Genomic DNA, 20950 nt, shown 5'->3' on the forward strand with positions numbered 1-20950 from the left:
AATAGTCTATTTTCAAACCATTATGCACGTTCTAAATAGTCACCAGTACGGGTATCTACACGAACGCTTTCTTCTTGCTGTACGAATAATGGAACACGTACTACAGCACCTGTTTCAAGTTTCGCTGGCTTACCGCCACCGCCAGAAGTATCACCACGAACACCTGGATCAGTTTCAACGATTTTAAGTACGACGAAGTTCGGTGGAGTCACGTTTAAAGGCACGCCATTGAACAACATGATGGTACATTTTTCATTTGAATCGTCTTTTAACCATTTTGCAGCATCGCTCATTGCTGTTTTATCAGCTGCGATCTGTTCAAAGGTAACAGGATCCATGAAGTTCCACATTTCGCCATCGTTGTACAAGTATTCCATTTCTACTTCAACGATATCAGCCGCTTCTAGGTTCTCGCCTGATTTGAAAGTTTTTTCCAGAACTTTACCTGATTTAAGGTTACGTAATTTTACGCGGTTAAAAGCTTGGCCTTTACCTGGTTTTACGTATTCGTTTTCCATGATTGAACATGGGTTGCCATCAAGCATAACCTTAAGGCCTGACTTGAAATCATTCGTAGAATAATAGGCCATGACTGGCGCACTCCAAACTTACTAACTTTAATCTATTGATGCTATGGGCTGTTGCGATGTCATTTAGCAAGTCTGACACGAACATTGAGTTGCCACATGCACATTCATTTGATGTTGCGTATTCTAAATGAGCAATACACTTTGCCGCAATGAAAAAATCCGCTTTCACCCACTCAGGCTGTTTAAGTTACAATCAGACATGAAAATCCTTTGTTTATTCATGTCTTGCTCAACGTTAAAATACCATCAGGCGAGCACGAAGATCAGCATAGCTTAATCACTCTTTATTTTATAGCGCAGTGGATTATTGCGCTTCCGCACAAACTGTTAAACTGTGCCCATCAGGCTTTGTCCTCTCACTTATTATTGTTAATCTTCCGGCATGACGAACTATTTATATCAAGAACAAAACTGGCAATCACAGCTCAGCGACCTGATCACTGATCCACGCGAACTGCTTGAAGTGCTGCAACTCGCACCTGAACAGCTTCTCTCAGGCGCCATTTTAGCTTCTGAACAGTTTAAACTGCGCGTACCACGTGCTTTTGTGGGCAAAATGCAGACCGGAAACCCTTTAGACCCATTGCTTTTACAAGTGCTACCCCATCATCTGGAACTGGAAGAACATCCAGGATTTGTTACCGACCCCTTGGGCGAAGAACAGGCCAATCAGCAACCCGGCGTACTGCACAAATATAAATCCCGTTTCTTGCTGACACTGACTGGTGCCTGTGCTGTACATTGCCGTTATTGTTTCCGCCGGCATTTCCCCTATCAGGAAAATCTGCCTAAAAATGAAGACTGGATAAATATCAAGCAATATCTGGAAAGCCAGCCTGATATTAATGAAGTGATTCTGAGTGGCGGTGATCCACTAACCTTATCGAACCGGAAATTAAAAACCTGGATTGAACGACTAGAATCAGTACCACATCTCAAATTCTTAAGAATACATTCACGAGTTCCTATTGTGATCCCCAACCGAGTCGACGAAGAGCTACTTAGCATGTTAAAAAACAGTAGGCTACGTATTATTCTGGTGGTACACTCAAACCATGCATCGGAGCTGGATGACTTCACTTGCAAGCGTTTAAACCAACTGGTTCAACAGCAGATCACCGTTCTGAATCAGGCAGTTTTATTAAACGGGGTGAATGATTCTGCTCAGGTTTTAGTAGATTTAAGCTATCGCTTGTTTGATGCCGGGGTCATGCCTTATTATTTACATGTACTTGATAAAGTAAAAGGTGCGCATCATTTTGATTTGGCGCCTGACCATATTAATGAGATTTATACAGAAGTTTTAGCGAACCTGCCGGGGTATTTGGTTCCTAAACTGGTTCGAGAAATAGCGGGCGAGAAGAATAAGACACCGCTTTTTGGGGTTTCAACATTTTTGAGTTAAATAATAAAGATGAGCACGCATACTTCAGACATTTTTCAGACACCGACGGAACTTAAACGAGAGCAGTTGAGCTTTTGCCCAACCACTGCCAAGGCTTTGCAGGAATGGGTTGCGGGCATTTCGATTCTACAGCTGGGGAATTCATCCAAATCCCTGTTTAATGCCCTATTGGAAGTTTCCGAGCTGAAATGTACAGAAACCCTGCGCTTTGACCTGATTCAGGTCTTACATCCCACCCTTGAAAATGTTCTGACCAGTCTGGAAAAACATTTCGTCAATCAGGGACTGATCACTTCCGACCGCAATGACCAGATTATTGAACTGGCCATGCTGTTGCGCAGTCATTTTGCCAAAATTTATATCGATATCATCAAACGCTGCAATCATCAGCTGACCCATCAGAAGTTTTCGCTATTTTCTCTAGGCAAAAAGAAGAGTATTCAAACTGCCCGGATGGTGTCGATTTATTATGCCCTGCAACAACTCACACTTCTGTTATATCAACAGCATATGCTGTATAGCACACCAGGTCTGGGGCAATGGCTAGCTGCCCATCAACTGCTGGAATGTGCAATAGACAACAATTTCTATCAAACTAATATCAATCAGGTATTAGGTACCCAGCATGAAATCCAGAATATTGCACAGGCCTATGCACAGCTGATTTTACTGGATATCTTCAATACTCATCAGATCCGACCTGCAGAAATTCAGGGGCTGTATCTATGCAGTTTTGACTGGGCCAAACTGGTAAAGATCCTGCCGAAGGAAACTACGCTGTCCCGTTATGTCGTCGATGCCAGTAAAGATCATCCACCGATCTTTAATACCCATCAAGAGCCACAGTTTCAGCCGAGCTTCTATATTTCTACCCAGAATCTGATGGATCATTTAACGGGCACTCAAAGTAAAAATGCCCAGTATCTGTCGCGGAATGAAAAACTGTTCCTGACCCCTGCACTGCATTTTCATATCTACAATCTGCTCTCGAACAATGTCGAGCGTCGTCATGAACGTTATGAATATTCAGCACAGATCAATATCTGCTTTGGCTTAAGCGTGGCGCATTTTTACCTGTCTAAAGGTAAAAACTTCAACGAAACCCTGGAACTCGATGCCAATTATAATTTCCAGAGCGAAAGCAGTTTTGTCAGCTCGATGGAAAATACAATTCCAAGTGCCTTTAGCAGCATCAAGGCGCTTGATCGTGAAACAAAACAGATTCATAGCGCTGAAGTTCTGGATATCAGTGTCAATGGTTACCGGATTAAATGGACTGGTGTTACGCCTGCCAATTTAAAAACTGGTGAATTTATTCTGGTTCAGGAAAAAACCCAAAGCCAGTGGCGTGGCGGTGTGATTCGCTGGATCAAGCAGTCAACGGATAAGAGCCTAGAAATCGGGCTGGAAATTTTGGCACAAGAGCTCTTTCCTTGTGCAGCTTATACCCGTACCGAACGTCATCATGTCAACTATCAGCCTGCCCTGTTGGTGAAAATGACGCAACTGGATCAGGTCTCGACCAGCCTGATTGTCTCTGGTTCACAGATGTTTAGGGAAAAACAAACCATTCATTTACGTCTTGGTCAGGAAGAAATCAAAATCTATCTGACCAAAGCACAACTGATTACGCAGAGTTTCATCCGTTTTGATTATGAATTACTCAATGATCAGGAAGAAGAGATGATCGAAAACTTTATCGATCAGCACATGAATGAAAGCAGAAATCATGATTTATGGGAAGCATTGAAGTGAGAAATCCATTATTGTCTAAAAAGTTAAAACGTACTGAAACACGTTTACTGATTATTGATGATAATCAAATTAGATATAATCAAATCTGTGAGCTTCTGACTAATCACGATTATCAGGTGGATGCTGTTCTGCTAGATGATCTGAAATCTTTTGAAAAACAATTAAATTTCAACTGGGATCTGATTATTTTTGGGCGTGCCTACGACCTGAAATATGAACAGGCCTTAAGTCTGGTACGCCTTTCGCAGCAGCCTAATCTGCCGATGATTTTGCTTAAACCGGATGATTACCAGGCTGAACAATATGCGCAATATATCCGTAAAGGGATCTATGACATTCTCAATTTTGACTACCTGGAACGCTTTTATGTGGGACTGGTTCGAGCATTGTCATTTAGCCGTTTGTCACAGTCTCAGCAACATTTAATGACTGAGCTGGAAACAGCACAAATTCAGGCACAATCTTTGGTAGACGACAGCAACCGTGCTGTTGCCACCATTCAGGAAGGGATTCACATTCAGGTCAATGCGGACTACCTGAAACTGTTTGGCTTGCAAAATGAAGATGAGATCATTGGTCTACCTTTACTAGATCTGCTCCAGCCTTCAGATTTGAATGATTTTAAAACCCGTTTCAAAAAGATCTCTCAGGGTCAATTTGATTTAGGTCGAGTCGAGATTCAGTCTCTGAATCCGCATGTGTCCGCATCTAACCCATTAAAACTGGAATTCTTGCCTTCAACTGCTGAAGAAGATGCAGTACAAATTAGCATTGATACTCAATCTCAAACAGTTTTTTCCGAGAAAACTCCTGGAAAACCAAGTGTTTTTCAGTCACTTAAACGTGAACTGAACAAGCAGTCTGCACCGGTGAATGCCTTAGTCACTTTCTCTTTAAGTGCATATGACCCGGAAGTTCTACAATCTGACTGGGCCACTTTTAATGGGTACTTTGATGCAGTCAAAGAATTCCTCAAGGAACAGACCCATATTCCCCTGTTTAAACTGGAATATGATGTCGTTGTCGGTCTGTTTCAGGCAGACTCTAAAGCAATTCTTGAATCCAAACTGATCAGTTTAAATGCCTTAAGCAAACCGCAACTCATTACAGTGGGACAAAAGTCATTCCCTCTAAATTTGCGCTTGGGCTATGTCATGCTTGAACAGGGTTTGCAGGATGAAATGCACTGCAATACGCTGATTGGACAAGCATTCTCGACATCTTTACCTCAAGCAGAAGCTGTACCTGAATTTAAACTCGATATTCCTGCATCACTGAGCAGTCAGGCCATGGTAGAAATGCCAAGTATAGATTTCAGTGTTGCTGAAACACCAGTTGCCAGCTCAACAGTGGCAACGATCAGTCCAGCAGTCACGTCTATTCCTAGCGCTACACCTTCTATTTTGAAAGCCTTAAGTGAATGTCTGGAACGTGGCGAGATCCATTTAAAGTATCAGCAACTCTATGATAAAGAAGATACGCGTTTATATACCTATGAAGTGACCAGTGGCTTTATTTTTGAGAATAAATGGCAGGATATTTCTAGCCTTTTAGAACTTCATGAAGATGATGAACTGTCCATTAAACTGGATCGCTGGATTCTGGTTGAAGCCAGTAAACAGCTACACAACTTTATTACCCAGTATCCTGATGCAAGCTTAATTGTTAATTTGAACCGTGCCGTGCTATTTAAAGACCGCACCTTCCCGGAATTTATTTCCAAGCTGATTACGATTATTCGCAGTAAAGTGAAGCATCCGCTAATCTTGCAATTCTCAGAAGAAGATATTTTACTGAATCAGCAAGATGCACAAAAATATCTACGCGTATTGCATGAACATGGCGCGCTGATTGCACTTCGTGATTTTGGTCAATCCATGTACAGTCAAAATTTACTGCGCGAACTGGAACTGGATGGTGTCAGCTTACATTCGAGCTTAACCAATATGCTCAATAAAGATACCGAGATTGAGCAGTTACAGGAAAAAATCACCAGCTATAATGAAATCAAGCCACTCAATATCCTGATCCGTGAATTAAATGATATGACACTGTTCGCGAATGCCTGGAACGTGGATGCTCGCTTTATTCAGGGAAATTATTTCCAGAAAAAACTTGATCATTTGATTGATGTGCAAGAGCATTAAGTGCTGCTACAAACCTGCAACTTAGAAAGTGGCATGATCATCTTCTGAATTGCAGGCACAAAAAAAACGGGCTTAAAGCCCGTTTTTTCATTTTGGGTATTAACGTTTAACAGAACGTGACATACCAGCAAAACGTTGTTTGAACTTGTCGATACGACCGCCAGTGTCAACGTTCTTTTGCTTACCAGTGTAGAATGGGTGGCAAGCTGAACATACGTCTAGATAAAGAGTTTCTTTACCAAGAGCTGAACGAGTTTCGATTACGTTACCACATGAACAAGTAGCAACTAAAGTTTCATATTTTGGGTGAATATCGGCGCGCATCGTCGATTACTCCATTAGATTCAAGAAGGTTTAGCTGTCATCGCTATTGATCACTCTCAAATGAGGAAGCAGGAACATCGTTCATGCAGATCAACACCACAACAGACCATTCTTTTGGCCCACCGAGACGGATACCGTCAGAGCTAAGCACAACAAGTGGGCATTATTATACGTGAAACGAATTCAATATGCGAATTATTCTTCAGCTTCTGATTCACTCTCTTTGGCCCACAGATTGGCAATAATCCCGCAGACCATTAACTGAATCTGATGAAAAATCATGATCGGCAGGACAATCATGCCCAGCGGCTGGCCAATAAATAAAATTTGCGCCATCGGCACTCCACTGGCCAAGGTTTTCTTGGAACCACAAAAGAATGCCGTTTTTTGGTCAGCGCGGCTAAAGCCCAGCCAGCGTGGAATATAAAGTGATAATAACATCACAATGGTGAGTAACACCGAGCAAGCCAGCAATAGCAACAACAAGGTACTCAGGCTTACTTCATTCCACAGACCAGCCACTACGGCGCTACTAAAAGCGCCATACACCACCAGTAAAATCGAACCTTGATCGAAAACCTTGACGATTTTTGGCATTTTCATCATTTGCGGATAGATCCATGGACGCAGAATCTGTCCTAAAATAAACGGCACCAAGAGCAGCAGTGTAATCTGGATAATCGATGAAGTCGGATCAAAACCATGATCAGATTGACCGAGAATAAAAAATGCCACCAATAATGGGGTAATAAACATACCGATCAAATTGGAAAAAGAGGCGCTACATACCGCCCCGGCGACATTGCCATGAGCCACCGAAGTAAATGCGATCGAGGACTGCACAGTGGATGGCAGGAAACACATAAACAGGAAACCCCAATATAGTTCCTGTCCGAGCATCGGTAATAAAATCGGCTTGGCCAAAAGTCCGAGAATTGGAAACAAAGCAAAAGTGAGCGCAAAAACCAAAGTATGCAATTTCCAGTGCATAATGCCTTGCAGCACAGCTTCACGAGACAGTTTGGCGCCGTGCAGGAAAAACAGGATGGCGATCGCTCCTGTCGTCACCCAGCCAAAGACTTCAGCCGCCTTCCCCGAAACTGGCAACACACTGGCCAGCAAAACCATCACAAACAACAGTATCGTAAACCGATCCAATGCCAAGAACTTAAGCATATCCCTATAATCCCTCAGATTTTATTGTTTGATATAAAAATGCCCGACTATCTTAACAGATGCCGGGCCCATGCTATGCACTCAGATTGATGTAATATTTTCATCTATACATGAATGCATTTCATATATCTCGCTACATCACACTTAGTTATTACGTGCATTGTTGTCTTGCTGGATCAGCTCGATCTTGTAGCCATCTGGATCTTCTACAAATGCAATTACAGTCACGCCACCTTTCATCGGACCGGCTTCACGCACCACATTACCGCCACGCGCTTTAATCTCTTCACACGCCTTGTAAGCATCATCAACTGCAATCGCGATATGACCATAAGCATTGCCCAGTTCATAGCTGTCTGTATCCCAGTTATGCGTCAGTTCCAGTACGGTGTGATTCTCTTCATCGCCATAACCGACAAAAGCCAAAGTAAAACGGCCTTCTTCGTAATCACGCTTACGAAGCAAAGTCATGCCAAGTACTTCAGTATAGAACTTAAGAGATTGTTCTAAATTGCCTACACGTAACATGGTATGCAGCATGCGCATATTAATCATCCTTCTGTACAGATTGTTGTTGGTGTTCACCGAGCAGTTTTGCGACCCAAACCACCAGAATCAGGATCGGAATCCCAATTAAAGTGGTCATCAGGAAGAAATTCGGATAACCGATATTGGTCACTATAGTACCCGAATATCCACCTAAAATCTTAGGCGTCAGGGTCATGAGTGAGCTAAAAATCGCATATTGAACAGCGGTAAATGACACACTGGTCAAACTCGACAAGAATGCAATAAACGCAGCACCAGCCAGCCCAGCAGCCAGATTATCGACAATAATGGCAAAATAAAGCCACTTATCGCTATAAGGTTTAATCACTTTACCACTGACTTCGACCGTATCTGAACTGCTGCTATCCACCACTATCAAGGGCTGAATATCGACATCCAGATTCTGGGTATTGCTCAGCTGATCATTGATCTGATAAACATGGGTTGTTTGCTGAAGTGCCTGACCATCTTGCATCAAGACGGCACTGATAATATGTGCAGGTGACTGAATCAGTTGTTGTGCAGGAATCGCGGCAGTAAATACGCCTTCACTTTCGAGTTTTGCCTCAATATTCTGATCATTGATTTGCAAAACAATTTTTTGATTCTCTTGCAGTGCTTCACCGACATACTGGCCGCGCACCACAATGGTCTTGTCCTGATCAGCTGCGGTGAGAGTATTGTCACTGGTGATCGGCAGGATCTGTAACTGGGTGCTGCCCTGTTCTGCGGTCAAATATGGCATATTCACCTGCACAGGCGCTTGATTGGTATTATCTGTATTAAGATAAGCGGCTGAAACTTGCAGCTGTTTGCTCTGTGCCAGCACAGCGCTTGGTATATCCAGCTTCCAGTAACCAACTTCATCGGTCTCTGCCTGATAAACCTGATTACCGGCTTTAACTTCGACAGCTGCCAGTTTTTCACCAGACTTGACCAGTCCGATAAAAATCAGGTTGGTCGAACAGGCCAGCACAGCACCGACAAACATCAGTTTCATGATGTTCATCTTCTGGGCCAAGAGCCCACCAAGGAATCCACCGACTAAAGAGAAAATCACCCCATAGACTTTAACCGCCTCGGCAATCTGTTCTTTACTGAAATTCAGGTCCTGATAGAACACATTGGAAATGACGCCGGCAATAATATCGGAGACCCGATAAAAACCGATCAGTAATAACAGCACCAATGCCAGTTTCAAGCCATAACGCTTAAAGAAATCTGCAACGGGATTGACCCAGGTTTCATAGGCCATCTGCTTGTTAACCGCACCCATTTTTACCAAGCTTGCACCAATCGCAAATGCGACAGCACCTGAGCCAATAAAGCGCAAAGCTTCAAAACAAAACAAGGCAAAGGTATCTTGAATAGCGAATTGTTCAGTGATGCTGGCCACCAGATTGCCCGAATAGATATAGCTCAAGACAAAACTGATCACCGCCACAAAAAACACCGCAACTAAACGGAAATAATCACTGCGCACATAGTGTTTGCGTACACGGTCAACCTGCGGCTCCCGAATGGACAGTGTGGTGATAATACCGACCAGCATGACGGCAGCCATGGCCAGATAAGTCCATTTCCAGGCATCGTAGATATAGTTGCCTTTGGCTGTTCCTAAATAGGCCGCCAGAAACAAGGCACCAGCACCGGCCACAATCATCCCGATCCGGTAACCGGCATTATAGGTGGAGGCCAATACAGTCTGCATCTGGGTTTCCGCCAGCTCAATCCGGTAGGCATCAATCACAATATCCTGCGTTGCTGCGGAGAAACCAAGCAGGACTGCACCGAGCGCCATTTGCTGTAAATGTGTTGCACCCAACGCCGGATCAGAAAAGGCCATAATGGAAATGGCACAGACAATCAGAATCTGCGCAATCAGCAACCATGCACGACGACGTCCCAGAGCCTTGGTCAAAAATGGGACTGGCAGTTCATCAATGAGCGGTGCCCAGACGAATTTAAACGAATAGCCCAATGCGGCCCAGCTAAAAAAAGTGACTGCACTTTTGCTGATTCCGGCCTCACCTAACCATAAAGACAGACTGGAAAAAATCAGAAGAATCGGCACACCAGCCGAAAATCCCAAGAACAGCATGATCAATGCACGTCGATCTAAAAATGCTGTAAATGCGGATTTCCAACCCGTCGTTTGTGTTGTCATTGCTTTATTATTTTCCGCAGAAAAACCAATTGCTGCTATTCAATCCTGTAATAGCGTATCTTTCAACAAGATTTATATATTTATCACATTTCCGGTTTTTTTATTTTCGGGCAAAAGCGACATGTTGGCTTGAATTTTTCAAGTAAATCTGTATACCTTAACTCTTATCAACGTAATATTTCGTTTTGGATTTTCAACAGTGACCCAGAGACTCGATCAAATTAATTCTTCTATTGCAAGCAATACCAGCACAACTCCACAAAAAATCCGCTCAGATTTACTTATCTCTGCATTTGAACAAAGCGAAATTAAAAATACTCTGGACCATACCCGGTTAACATCCACCCAGCTGACGCACATTCCAAACCTAGAAAAAATTCCTGCGTCAACCAAACGGATCAAGCCCCTGAATAACTTTTTGGGCCAAGATCGTGCACGCGCCTCAGTTGAGGCCGGGATTGCCCTGCCTTATTCCGGCTATAACATTTTTGCTGTCGGTACCGCAGGACTCGGAAAACGCACCATGGTGAAGCGTTTACTACAGCAACATGCTAAAACTATGGAAACCCCGAATGACTGGGTGTACGTCAATAACTTTCAGAACCAGCGTCAGCCGATTGCACTGGAACTGCCCTCGGGTCAAGGCCCAAAATTCCAAGCCATGTTGAATCAGAGCTGGCAAACGATCCTCAAGCAGCTTGAGCGCCGTTTTACTGCAGAAACCTATCACAACCGCATTGAAATGATTCGTCAGGAAACGGGTGATGAACAGCAACAGGCACTGATCGAACTGACCAAAGAAGGCGCAGAACTGGATCTGAAGCTGATCTCGCGACATGATGAACACTGTTTTGTGCCTGTGCATTTGATCGATGACAAATTACAGGAAATGACTCAGGAAGATCTGAATGCACTGAGCAATCAGGATCGGGCCGAATTGGCGACTAATATGCGCTATATGGACAAGAAACTAGAACGTCTGGGTTTGCACCTGGGTGATCTGGAAGATGATGCACGTGATCGCGTACAGATCCTGAACCGTGATATCGCCAAACAGGTGGTTCTCCCACGTGTGGAACAGATTCTATCCAAGTTCAAACATGTGCAAGGCTTGGAACATTATCTGAAATATTATGCCGAAGACATTATCAATAATGTCGAAATTGTGCTGGAACAGGAAGAAGATGATTTCACTCCGGCACTGTTCAGTCGCGTTCCTGCACGTTATCAGGCCAATGTGATTATCACACACAAGCCGAACAGTGGTGCACCAGTGATCTTTGAAGATTTTCCAACGCATTACAACCTTTTGGGTCATGTGGAACAACTGACTCAAAATGGTACGATTACCACGGACTTTACTTTGATTCGTCCAGGTACCTTGCATAAAGCTAATGGCGGCTTCCTGATGCTGGAAGCGGAACAATTGCTGGAACAGCCGTATGCATGGCAAGGCTTGAAGCGCGCGCTTAAATCGGGACATTTAAAACTGTCCTCGCTTGAGCATATGATCACGCTAACCGGTAGCATTTCAATCGAACCTGCTTCGATTCCATTGAATATCAAGGTTATCTTGCTGGCTGAGCCTGAAATTTATTATGAAATTTTAGAGCTTGAACCTGAACTGGGCAGCATCTTTAAAATCCGTGCCGATTTTACCGATACATTACAACGTAATGACGATAACGAGCAGGCCTATATGCAGCTGATTGCCGACTATGTGCAATCGGATAAATTATTACCTTTTGACCGTTCTGCTTTGGCTGCATTGCTCACAGATTCCAGCCGTCAGGCCGAGGATCAAAGTTCATTGTCATTACATGCCCTAACGTTAGGCGATCTGATCCGTGAAGCACATCATCATGCCTTCCAGGCCGGTGATAAGATGGTTTCAGAAAAACATATCAACACCGCACTGGATCACCGTAAATATCGTCTCGGCTATTTACGTGAACTGTATTGGCAAGATCTGACTCGTGGTACCCAATTGATCGAAACCCGCGGCCATCGTCTGGGCCAAATCAATGCTCTGTCTGTCATTCATTATGCTGATGTCGAATTTGGTCTGCCTTCACGTCTGACGGCTTCGGTTTATCAGGGTGGCGGTGATATTTTGGATATTGAGCGCAGTGTAGAGCTTGGTGGGTCTTTGCATGCCAAGGGCGTGTTACTGATGTCATCTTTCCTGAAAGCACATTTCGGCCGTGAACAGACCTTGCACTTCTCTGCTGCACTGGCCTTTGAACAAAGTTATGGTCAGGTCGATGGTGACAGCGCCACAGTCGCGGAACTGTCTGCCTTACTGTCTGCCATAAGCCAGTTACCGATTGATCAGTCCTGGGCCATTACCGGTTCCATGAACCAGCTGGGACAAGTACAGCCTGTAGGTGGTGTGAATGCCAAAATTGAAGGTTTCTTTGATGCTTGCAAGTTACAAGGTCTGACCGGAAAACAAGGTGTGATTATCCCGCGTCAAAATATGCAACATCTGATGCTGCGTAAAGATGTCACCATTGCTGTGGAAGAAGGTCAGTTCCATATTCACGCGATTGATACCATTGATCAGGCGCTGGAAATCCTGATGGCGCGTCCTGTCGGTACCTTGGATAAAAAAGGTCGCTATAGCAAAAATTCAATCTATGCCGCAGTGATGGCACAGCTGGATTATTGGCAAGCGATTGAAGATGGTGCCGAACTGGTCGAAGTGCCGAAGAAAAAGAAAAAAAAGAAGAAGAAAAAAGACAAGAAGCAAATCGTCGAGCCACAAACTGAAGTTGATGCTGATGCTTCGACAGTTGAAAAGCCGGATGCAGCGACAGAGGATTAACTCTAACCTTGACCTAAGCAAAAGTAGAGATAAAAAAAAGCGCTTCTCAATGAAGCGCTTTTTCACATCTGAACTTAATTTAATACAAAATTAAGCATCAGCTGCCGGGCTATACTGTTCAACTAAAGGCTTTAATTCACCTTTTTGGAACATGTCGAGCATGATATCACTACCACCGATCAACTCACCATTGATCCAAAGCTGTGGAAATGTCGGCCAGTTGGCGATTTGTGGTAACATCGCGCGAATGTCCTGGTTTTCCAGAATGTTTACATAAGCAAACGGACGACCAATTTGACTGAGTGCTTCTACTGCACGTGCAGAAAAACCACATTGTGGAAATTGCGGTGTGCCTTTCATGTAAAGAAGTACTGCGTGTTTTGCAATTTGGTCACGAATTAACGCTTCGGTATCGCGTGCTTGTTCAGTCATTGATAAATCCTCAACTCATCTGTCTCGCATTATACCCAAATCCAGGCAAAACAGTATGTCTAAAGCAATAATTCCAATTTTATTTACAATTACCCTTTAAATCTGAGTGGGTTTTTGCTTATATAAGTTTTTCTTTCCACCTAACAGTTAAGAGTTAGTCATGAATAATATTACCCTCGCACCGGTACAAACTGATCAACCGTCTCATTTGATGCCTGTTTTTGGCCGTCAACCGATCAGCTTTGTCCGAGGACGAGGTGCATATCTTTATACCGAAGATGGTACAGAGTATTTAGATGCATTAACCGGAATTGCGGTATGCGGTTTGGGCCATGCGCATCCAGTCATTGCCGAAGCGATTGCTGAACAGGCAGCGACCCTGATTCATACCAGCAACCTGTTTGAAGTGCCTTGGCAAACCGCTGCCGCACAGAAACTGGCTGAAGTTGCAGGTATGGAAGAAGTATTTTTCTCCAACAGTGGCGCAGAATCAAATGAAGGTGCAATCAAAATTGCACGTAAATTTGGTCATATGCAAGGCATTGCATCGCCTAAAATCATTGTTGCCGACCAGTCTTTCCATGGTCGTACCATGGCCACCTTATCTGCTACAGGCAATAAAAAAGTGCAGGAAGGCTTTGGCCCACTGGTTGAAGGTTTTGTCCGTGTACCTTTTGGTGATATCGAAGCGATTGAAGAAGCGGCAATCAATCACCCGGATATCGTAGCGATTTTGGTTGAGCCTATTCAGGGTGAAGGCGGTGTCAATACCGCACCTCAAGGTTTCAGCTATTTAGAAGAAATTCGCCAAATCTGCAACCAGCATAACTGGCTGATGATGCTGGACGAAGTGCAAACTGGTAATGGCCGTACCGGTAAATACTTTGCTTATCAGCACACCAATATTATTCCGGATGTACTGACCACAGCCAAAGGCTTAGGAAATGGCTTCCCGATTGGTGCAGTCATGACCCAAGGTCGTGGCGTCGGTGTATTAACTGCTGGAAATCACGGTTCTACCTATAGCGGTACAGCACTGGGTTCGCGTGTGGTCTATACCATTCTCGATATTATGCGAAAAGAAAATATCGTCGCGAATGCGGCTGAAAAAGGTGCTTATATCGTTGACCAGCTACGCAACAAACTGGCAGATCAAAATGTCATCGTACGTGGTTTCGGTCTGATGATCGGGATTGAATTACCAAAAGAATGTGGTGATCTGGTTGCGATTGCACGCAATGAATACAAGATGATTATCAATGTCACTGCAGGCAATGTCGTTCGTCTGTTGCCTACCCTGAATATTACCCAGGAGCAGGCAGACCAGTTGATCGAACGTCTGGTAAAAATGATCAAAGCTTATTTGGCATAAAGCCCTAGCCTAAAAATTAAAAAAGCCGCTCTAAAGCGGCTTTTTTATTATTCTGCACTCTATGATGCGTTTTGTAACATACGTCCGCCAGAGATCTGGCTAAAATATTGTTTCAGGGTATCAAGACAACGAAGAATTTTTGTCGGTTGTTGTTCACGTTTCGGAATAACCGCATACAGTGTAATCGATGGCAGTCTCCATTCAGGCAGAACTTCAACTAAAGTACCGTTAAGCAAATCCTTTTTAGCATCAAGATATAAAACCTTGGCAATCCCATTACCCTGCAAGCACATCGATTTTGCAACCAAACCGTTATTGGTACTGAAACGGGATTTCAGTTCAAACTCGGCTTTTTCTGCAGTATTCACATGTTGGAAATGATAATACTGATGGTTTTTAAGATGCGTTAAAGGCAAGACCTCATGATTTTTAAGATCATCAGGTTTCGAAATAATGGTGCTTTGATTAATATAACTCGGTGTCGCCACCAGAATTTGCTCAATCTGCATCAATGGCACAACCTGAAGATTATGCTCATCATTTTTCTGTTCAAATCTTAGGGCGATATCAACCCGCCCATCCAACAAATCAACCTCATGATTGTTTGTTTCTAAATGTACTGCCAAGCCGCGATGTGCAGCTATCCAATGAGAAAGTGCAGGAATCACATGATTCGCGCATAATTCTGGCAAAGAAACGATACGCAGCTCACCCACGAGATCATCACGTAACTCATTGATCCGGACTTTACCGCGCTCAGCAGCAGATAACATTTCTTGACAGCTATGGAAAAAAGCTTGTCCCGCTTCGGTCAGACTTAATTTTCTCGTCGAACGATTTAGAAGTACGACTTCCATATCGTGTTCTAACGAGCGAATTTGTTGACTGACGGCGCTGGTCGTAATCCCTAATTCACGGGCAGCACCGCTAAACGAGTTCTTCTCCACAACGCAAGCAAAGACACCCATTGCTCGAAGTTGATCTAACATAAATTTCCCTCTAAACTTATGAGGTGCTTCATCATTTGATAAAAGCAACTTATTGTATTATACGGCGAAATTTACACTTTGCATTATTTATTTAATTGTTTGGTAAAACTGCAGTAGGATTAATAGGTTTGCCGTCTAAGCGCACCTGAAACTCAAGCATGGTACGGTTTGTACCAGTCGATCCCATTTCTGCAATTTTTTGACCAGCCGTTACATTTTGGCCACTTTTCACATTCAATTTACTGTTATGTGCATAAGCCGTGATATAGCCATTGATATGCTTCACCAACACCAGATTGCCATATTCTTTCAAACCATCAGCGGAATACACCACCTGCCCGTCTGCTGCTGCAAATACCGGATCACCGACATTGCCACTATAGCGGGTGCCCTTAATATTAGAAGCTAAATTGTATTGCTGGAGAATCGCGCCATTCGATGGTTTTACCCAACGTAGACCTGCTGCAGTAGATACTGGCGTTACAGGTGCAGATGTACTGACGCGTGGTGTGGTTTGTACTGTAGTTGCTGGCGTAACCGGTGCCGGTGTAGGCACTGCAATCGTTTGACGTTGAATTGGTGCTGCCTGAGTCACTGCCTGGGTGCTGGTGCTACGGCGCGTAGTATGGGTTTTCAGGCGGATCGATTGTCCGACATAAATCCGATAAGGCGCACTGATATCATTCATCTCCGCGACACTGATATAGTTCAGCCCATAACGTGCTGCAATCCCACTCAATGTATCTCCTGAACGCACCGTATAGAAATCAGGAGCTGTTGCATAACGCGTTGCATTATTCACCTGGGGTTTGGTGGCACAACCGGTAATTACTCCTGTAGAAATAACAACGGTCGATAAAACAAGGGTTTTAATCAGGGTTGCAGGCGAAGCTACGACACATTTCGGTAACACCAAGAACATTATCTTCCTCTCTAATGCTATACGGTTGCAAAATTTCGTTAAGATTAGCAAAGTTTTACGGCAATATACTTGCAATCGCGAGTTTTTCACAAAGTTATAACACTAAGGACGCATTTTCTTCCAATTGTGTTTGCAAATTCCGCAAACTCTCATAATTGGTGGCATCCATCTGAATCGGGGTAATACTGACATAGCCATTGGCGACCGCAGAGAAGTCTGAATCAATCTCGCTAAATCCCGGCTTAGGGTCTGCGACTGCTTCTCCCGAGAGTCCAATCCAAAATACCTGACGACCACGCGGATCTACATGACTCGTCACCGGTTTAGACTGACGGCGGCGACTTTGATATGTCACTTTTTCACCCTGCAATTCAGTTACATCTGGAATATTGATATTAAAAATATGTCGCTCAGGCAGAATAGGCAAACCACGAGCAATAAAATCATGCACCCATTCGGCGGCCAACTGATAATCCTGAGGCTGCTGATAGCCACGTACATTCGGCCCACTCAGTGATACGGCAATCGCAGGATGTTTAGTTAAACGACCTTCAAAGGCCGCCCCGACTGTACCGGAATACAAGATATCATCTCCCAGATTTGCGCCGCTATTTATCCCGCTAACCACTAGGTCAAATTCAAAATCAAATAGCCCGTTCATAGCCAAGTAAACGCAATCTGCCGGCGTCCCATTAACCGCCCAGACATCAGGAGAAATCTGGATTGGGCGTAAAGGGCGGTCCAAAGTTAAGGCACTAGAAAAGCCACTGCGTTCACTTTCCGGTGCCACAATCACCACTCGCCCCAAAGGCTTTAGCGCTTGCGCCAAAGCCTGAATACCGGGTGCAAACACCCCATCATCATTTGAAACTAAAATATTCACTAAAAAATCTCGTTACGCTAAAAAATGACTGACTAGGACATTTCATTGTATTAGTGCAGGAATTATATATATTTATTGCTCGACATCCATCTTTATAATATGTGGCTCAAGATGATTAAAAAATTCTCTTTACTTAGCGCTCTCACTTTAAGCTTGGCAGCATTTATTTCCCCTTCAGTCATGGCAAACGATCTGACTGTTGAAGAAAACAATACCATTGTAAAAGAAGATATTGCATCAGCACAGGTTATGGCTGAAGTTTGCCCGGCAATCATTGGTCAAAATCCAAAATTTAACAGCACCGTTGAACAATTGATCCAGTCTTATCTTGCAGACTACTCAGATAAAGGCATGAGCTATCAAAAGCTACAGGCAGACAGTGAATATAAATCTTTACTTGAAGAAGCACGTCAGGGTGCAAAGCAAACCAGCTCAGACGAGCAGAAAACTGTCTGTGAAGAAATGCTGAACTACCAAGGCTAAGCCAGCTAAATTTTCAAATAAGACGGTGTAAACATCGTCTTATTTTCTCTTACAGATTTATTCATAATTCTACAGCTTCGCTACATTTTCCCACTTTTCAATTTCAAAAATAAGTTTAAGCTAGGCAAATTATTGTTCTAAATCCATTTTTTGAGTTTTCAATGAAAAATCCAATATTCCAAGCTTTAACATTCTGCGCAATTTCTGCCGCCACTCTTTTGGGAACTTCTGCATTTGCAGCCGATGAAAACATTAATGTTACCCCAACTCAGCAAGTGACCAAACAGGAACTGGCAGCCATTTATGTTCTTTCAGAAATCTGTCCAAGCATGGTCAAAGACAAGTCACAGTTTAATCAGGGTTATACCAAGCTGGTGACTGAGTATATGCCGGGCCAGCGTAATCCGGTTGAAAGCTTAAACCAGATGGCTAAACAGAACGATTTCCGCAATATTCTGGCCGAAGCACAATCGGATGCCAAGAAAGCCGGCAAGAAAAAAAATCAGGTGATTTGTAATGAATTAACCACCTATAACAATTAAGCTGCTTTTCTGCCGATAACTTACAATACTTTTGAAATAAGACCGGGTTTCCCATAGAAGTCAGCCTAGCTTTGTCCTAAAATGCTAGGCTCTTCGTGCTTACATCAAGATATAGGAACCCACTAGAAATGACCCAAAAAACTGCCCTTGCTGCATTATTATTAGTTCCTAGTTTTAGCTTTGCAGCAACTGTCCTATCTGCACCACCAGAATTGAATAATAAATCCTACGTGCTAATGGACTACGAGACAGGGCAACTTCTCGCTTCAAAAAATGAAAATGAAAAATTAGCCCCTGCTTCAATGACCAAGATGATGACCAGTTACATCATCGAACAAAAACTATTGAGCGGTGAACTCACTGAAGATGAACAAGTGCGCATGAACGAGTCAGCATGGTGTCGCGGCAGTAGCGCGGAATCATGTATGTATGTACCTTTAAATGGTACGGCAACTGCACTTGAAATGCTTCGCGGGATTATTATTCAATCAGGGAATGATGCATCGAAAGCCATGGCTGAACATATTGCAGGGAACGAGGGTACCTTTGCACATATGATGAACCAGGAAGCTAAACGTATTGGCATGACCAATACCAGTTTTATCAATTCAACCGGTATGCCGGCTGAAGGTCATTATTCAACTGCCAAAGATATGGCAACGCTGGCACAACACATCATTAAAGACAGTTCTAAGTATTATCCGATTTATGCGGAAAAAGAATTTACCTTTAATGGCATCAAGCAAGGTAACCGTAATGCCCTGCTATATACTGATCCGAGTGTAGATGGTTTAAAAACTGGCCACACTGATGAAGCTGGTTATTGTTTGACTACCTCATCAAAACGCGGTCCTACGCGTTTGATTTCAGTGATTTTTGGTGCACCAACCATGCAGGAACGTGCGACACAAACACGTGAATTGTTGGCTTGGGGTTATGCAAACTTCGAAACCAAAAATGTTCAACCGGCTAAACAGGTACTTGCTAAAGCCAAAGTCTGGTTTGGTAAGGAAGATGAAGTTCAGATCGGTCTTGCTGAAAACTTTAATGTGACTATGCCGAAAGGTCAGGCCAACGCGATTAAAACCCAGCTGGTGGTTCAGCCTAAACTGACTGCACCTTTACAGCCTGGTCAGGTCGTAGGTAAATACGTAGCGACTCTGGATGGTAAAGTAATTTCAGAAAAACCGTTGGTGGCTTTAAACGCGGTTGAAGAAGCTGGTTTCTTCGCACGTATGCTCGACCACATTAAACAATTCTTCTCAAACTTGTTCTAAGTTTAAATAGACTGTTTTAGTCTAGCACTAAGACCAAAGCACTCATTCAGATGGGTGCTTTTTATTTTATACTATGCACATGATCCTTAAACTTTTAATGAGCAGATCACCATGAGCCAAAACATTCGTTCTTATTTAGACACAACTCCACAAATTGATGAATCGTGTTATATCGATCCGATGGGAATCGTGGTCGGCGATGTGGTCTTGGCTGAAAATGTCTCTGTCTGGCCTTTTGCCGTGATTCGTGGTGATGTTAATTCGATCCGGATTGGTAAAAACTCGAATGTTCAGGATCATGCCATGTTGCATGTCAGTCATAAAAAAGCCGATAAACCGAATGGTTCGCCTTTGATCATTGGTGAAGATGTCACGATTGGCCATCATGTGACATTGCATGGTTGTACGATTGGTAATCGCGTATTAATCGGGATTAACAGCATTATTCTGGATGATGTCATCATTCCGGATGATGTGATGATTGGTGCAGGTACACTAGTTCCACCGGGCAAAGTTTTGGAAAGTGGTTGGCTCTATGTGGGCAGCCCTGCCAAAAAAGCGCGTCCGCTCACTGAAAAAGAAATGGCATTCTTGCCATATTCTGCACAAAATTATGTGAAAGTTTCAAATAACTATAAATAATGCTCAGTTTCGCATAAGAGATTTCATGTTAAATGAATTTCAGAACGTGTCGATGCGGTGCGTGAATCATAATCTCAGTCGGCTTTGTTGCACAAAGATTTGAAATGCAAAGCGCCCCTAATTGAGCCAAATTTAAGGCGTAACTTGGGTAAGTGGTCGACCTAATTCCGTAAATCTGTTAAGGACTGCTACACGTGCATGGATCTCATTCACTTGGCTATCAAAACTCCTTGCACTGAGTTTATCTCCTAATAATTTGATGCAATGCATCTTAGTTTCAACCAAACTTCGCCGATGATAGCCTGACCATTTTTTCCATAGTGTCCTGCCTAAACGCTTAACTGTTCGAAGTAATTCATTTCGCTCTAGCGAGCTAATCTTTGTATCTTTCCATGGTTTCGCATTTTTTCTAGGTGGAATCACCGCATGCGCTTGCCGATCTGCAATGACCTGACGGCATTGCTTGGT

19 protein-coding genes are annotated in these 20950 nt (G+C 43.4%); 9 read left to right on the top strand and 10 right to left on the bottom strand.

Features of this window, described 5'->3' with window-relative positions; translation table 11 throughout:
* Positions 1-20: 20 nt before the first annotated feature.
* On the bottom strand, positions 21-590 hold the full coding sequence (gene efp, locus NI469_RS02370) for an elongation factor P (RefSeq protein WP_004279747.1): 570 nt from the start codon (positions 588-590) through the stop codon (positions 21-23).
* Between the two features lie 382 nt (positions 591-972).
* On the opposite strand from efp, the gene epmB reads away from it, so the two are divergent.
* From epmB to NI469_RS02385, 3 genes are read left to right on the top strand one after another with little or no spacing between them, the layout of a single operon-like run.
* A complete protein-coding gene (epmB, locus tag NI469_RS02375) occupies positions 973-1995 on the top strand; it encodes an EF-P beta-lysylation protein EpmB (protein WP_005251335.1) in 1023 nt (340 codons plus the stop codon).
* A 9-nt stretch (positions 1996-2004) separates the two neighbouring features.
* The gene (locus NI469_RS02380; protein ID WP_253174355.1) at positions 2005-3750 is read left to right on the top strand and encodes a GTPase; all 1746 of its coding nucleotides are present in this window, start codon (positions 2005-2007) and stop codon (positions 3748-3750) included.
* Positions 3732-5897, top strand: a complete 2166-nt coding sequence (locus NI469_RS02385; protein ID WP_253174356.1) for an EAL domain-containing protein — start codon at positions 3732-3734, stop codon at positions 5895-5897. Before NI469_RS02380 ends, NI469_RS02385 begins: the two co-directional genes overlap by 19 nt.
* Positions 5898-5996: 99 nt before the next feature.
* Here NI469_RS02385 and rpmE read toward each other — a convergent pair whose 3' ends face one another.
* The 4 genes from rpmE to NI469_RS02405 form a co-directional block, all read right to left on the bottom strand.
* Entirely contained in the window at positions 5997-6221 is a 225-nt protein-coding gene (rpmE, locus tag NI469_RS02390; RefSeq protein WP_004279743.1) for a 50S ribosomal protein L31, read from the bottom strand.
* A gap of 195 nt (positions 6222-6416) precedes the next feature.
* On the bottom strand, positions 6417-7397 hold the full coding sequence (locus NI469_RS02395; RefSeq protein WP_247144153.1) for a bile acid:sodium symporter family protein: 981 nt from the start codon (positions 7395-7397) through the stop codon (positions 6417-6419).
* Between the two features lie 144 nt (positions 7398-7541).
* The gene (gloA, locus tag NI469_RS02400) at positions 7542-7943 is read right to left on the bottom strand and encodes a lactoylglutathione lyase (protein ID WP_004279741.1); all 402 of its coding nucleotides are present in this window, start codon (positions 7941-7943) and stop codon (positions 7542-7544) included.
* Position 7944: 1 nt separating this feature from the next.
* Complete coding sequence (locus tag NI469_RS02405; protein ID WP_253174357.1) at positions 7945-10113, bottom strand: AmpG family muropeptide MFS transporter; 2169 nt, start codon at positions 10111-10113, stop codon at positions 7945-7947.
* A 199-nt stretch (positions 10114-10312) separates the two neighbouring features.
* On the opposite strand from NI469_RS02405, the gene NI469_RS02410 reads away from it, so the two are divergent.
* Positions 10313-12940, top strand: coding sequence for a Lon protease family protein (locus tag NI469_RS02410; RefSeq protein ID WP_420909158.1), 2628 nt, complete (start codon positions 10313-10315; stop codon positions 12938-12940).
* Between the two features lie 90 nt (positions 12941-13030).
* On the opposite strand, the gene grxD is transcribed toward NI469_RS02410, so the two are convergent.
* Positions 13031-13372 carry a Grx4 family monothiol glutaredoxin gene (gene grxD, locus NI469_RS02415; protein WP_004279738.1) on the bottom strand — a complete coding sequence of 114 codons (342 nt, stop codon included), beginning with the start codon at positions 13370-13372 and terminating at the stop codon, positions 13031-13033.
* A gap of 160 nt (positions 13373-13532) precedes the next feature.
* Between grxD and NI469_RS02420 the strand changes: the two genes are divergently transcribed.
* A complete protein-coding gene (locus NI469_RS02420; RefSeq protein ID WP_004646541.1) occupies positions 13533-14744 on the top strand; it encodes an aspartate aminotransferase family protein in 1212 nt (403 codons plus the stop codon).
* Positions 14745-14803: 59 nt separating this feature from the next.
* On the opposite strand, the gene NI469_RS02425 is transcribed toward NI469_RS02420, so the two are convergent.
* The 3 genes from NI469_RS02425 to surE form a co-directional block, all read right to left on the bottom strand.
* On the bottom strand, positions 14804-15733 hold the full coding sequence (locus NI469_RS02425) for a LysR family transcriptional regulator (protein WP_004279736.1): 930 nt from the start codon (positions 15731-15733) through the stop codon (positions 14804-14806).
* Positions 15734-15824: 91 nt separating this feature from the next.
* Entirely contained in the window at positions 15825-16655 is an 831-nt protein-coding gene (locus tag NI469_RS02430; protein ID WP_180037879.1) for a peptidoglycan DD-metalloendopeptidase family protein, read from the bottom strand.
* Positions 16656-16749: 94 nt separating this feature from the next.
* A complete protein-coding gene (gene surE / locus NI469_RS02435; RefSeq protein ID WP_253174358.1) occupies positions 16750-17538 on the bottom strand; it encodes a 5'/3'-nucleotidase SurE in 789 nt (262 codons plus the stop codon).
* 111 nt (positions 17539-17649) lie between these two features.
* Here surE and NI469_RS02440 point away from each other — a divergent pair, with 111 nt between their 5' ends.
* The 4 genes from NI469_RS02440 (at position 17650) to NI469_RS02455 (ending at position 20482) form a co-directional block, all read left to right on the top strand.
* Positions 17650-18021, top strand: coding sequence for an MCR_0457 family protein (locus tag NI469_RS02440; RefSeq protein WP_005251317.1), 372 nt, complete (start codon positions 17650-17652; stop codon positions 18019-18021).
* 161 nt (positions 18022-18182) lie between these two features.
* Entirely contained in the window at positions 18183-18563 is a 381-nt protein-coding gene (locus NI469_RS02445) for an MCR_0457 family protein (RefSeq protein ID WP_005104587.1), read from the top strand.
* 128 nt (positions 18564-18691) lie between these two features.
* Positions 18692-19840 carry a D-alanyl-D-alanine carboxypeptidase PBP5/6 gene (dacC, locus tag NI469_RS02450; RefSeq protein ID WP_004646537.1) on the top strand — a complete coding sequence of 383 codons (1149 nt, stop codon included), beginning with the start codon at positions 18692-18694 and terminating at the stop codon, positions 19838-19840.
* A gap of 111 nt (positions 19841-19951) precedes the next feature.
* Positions 19952-20482: a gamma carbonic anhydrase family protein gene (locus tag NI469_RS02455; RefSeq protein ID WP_004730083.1), complete on the top strand. Its 531-nt coding sequence runs from the start codon at positions 19952-19954 to the stop codon at positions 20480-20482.
* 132 nt (positions 20483-20614) lie between these two features.
* Here NI469_RS02455 and NI469_RS02460 read toward each other — a convergent pair.
* Positions 20615-20950, bottom strand: a 336-nt coding sequence (locus tag NI469_RS02460; RefSeq protein ID WP_253174359.1) for a transposase, incomplete at its 5' end; no start/stop codon positions are given.

It is taken from the genome of Acinetobacter lwoffii (genome assembly GCF_024129735.1).
In the GTDB taxonomy this organism is placed as follows: domain Bacteria; phylum Pseudomonadota; class Gammaproteobacteria; order Pseudomonadales; family Moraxellaceae; genus Acinetobacter; species Acinetobacter lwoffii_H.

Bases quoted from the DNA above. Each gene is read 5' to 3' on its own strand.
- NI469_RS02405 (WP_253174357.1), bottom strand. From the start codon at position 10,113: ATGACAACACAAACGACGGGTTGGAAATCCGCATTTACAGCATTTTTA.
- efp (WP_004279747.1), bottom strand. From the start codon at position 590: ATGGCCTATTATTCTACGAATGATTTCAAGTCAGGCCTTAAGGTTATG.
- NI469_RS02445 (WP_005104587.1), top strand. From the start codon at position 18,183: ATGAAAAATCCAATATTCCAAGCTTTAACATTCTGCGCAATTTCTGCC.
- NI469_RS02385 (WP_253174356.1), top strand. From the start codon at position 3,732: ATGGGAAGCATTGAAGTGAGAAATCCATTATTGTCTAAAAAGTTAAAA.
- NI469_RS02455 (WP_004730083.1), top strand. From the start codon at position 19,952: ATGAGCCAAAACATTCGTTCTTATTTAGACACAACTCCACAAATTGAT.
- epmB (WP_005251335.1), top strand. From the start codon at position 973: ATGACGAACTATTTATATCAAGAACAAAACTGGCAATCACAGCTCAGC.
- NI469_RS02380 (WP_253174355.1), top strand. From the start codon at position 2,005: ATGAGCACGCATACTTCAGACATTTTTCAGACACCGACGGAACTTAAA.
- gloA (WP_004279741.1), bottom strand. From the start codon at position 7,943: ATGCGCATGCTGCATACCATGTTACGTGTAGGCAATTTAGAACAATCT.
- grxD (WP_004279738.1), bottom strand. From the start codon at position 13,372: ATGACTGAACAAGCACGCGATACCGAAGCGTTAATTCGTGACCAAATT.
- NI469_RS02440 (WP_005251317.1), top strand. From the start codon at position 17,650: ATGATTAAAAAATTCTCTTTACTTAGCGCTCTCACTTTAAGCTTGGCA.
- rpmE (WP_004279743.1), bottom strand. From the start codon at position 6,221: ATGCGCGCCGATATTCACCCAAAATATGAAACTTTAGTTGCTACTTGT.
- NI469_RS02430 (WP_180037879.1), bottom strand. From the start codon at position 16,655: ATGTTCTTGGTGTTACCGAAATGTGTCGTAGCTTCGCCTGCAACCCTG.
- NI469_RS02395 (WP_247144153.1), bottom strand. From the start codon at position 7,397: ATGCTTAAGTTCTTGGCATTGGATCGGTTTACGATACTGTTGTTTGTG.
- dacC (WP_004646537.1), top strand. From the start codon at position 18,692: ATGACCCAAAAAACTGCCCTTGCTGCATTATTATTAGTTCCTAGTTTT.
- NI469_RS02425 (WP_004279736.1), bottom strand. From the start codon at position 15,733: ATGTTAGATCAACTTCGAGCAATGGGTGTCTTTGCTTGCGTTGTGGAG.
- NI469_RS02420 (WP_004646541.1), top strand. From the start codon at position 13,533: ATGAATAATATTACCCTCGCACCGGTACAAACTGATCAACCGTCTCAT.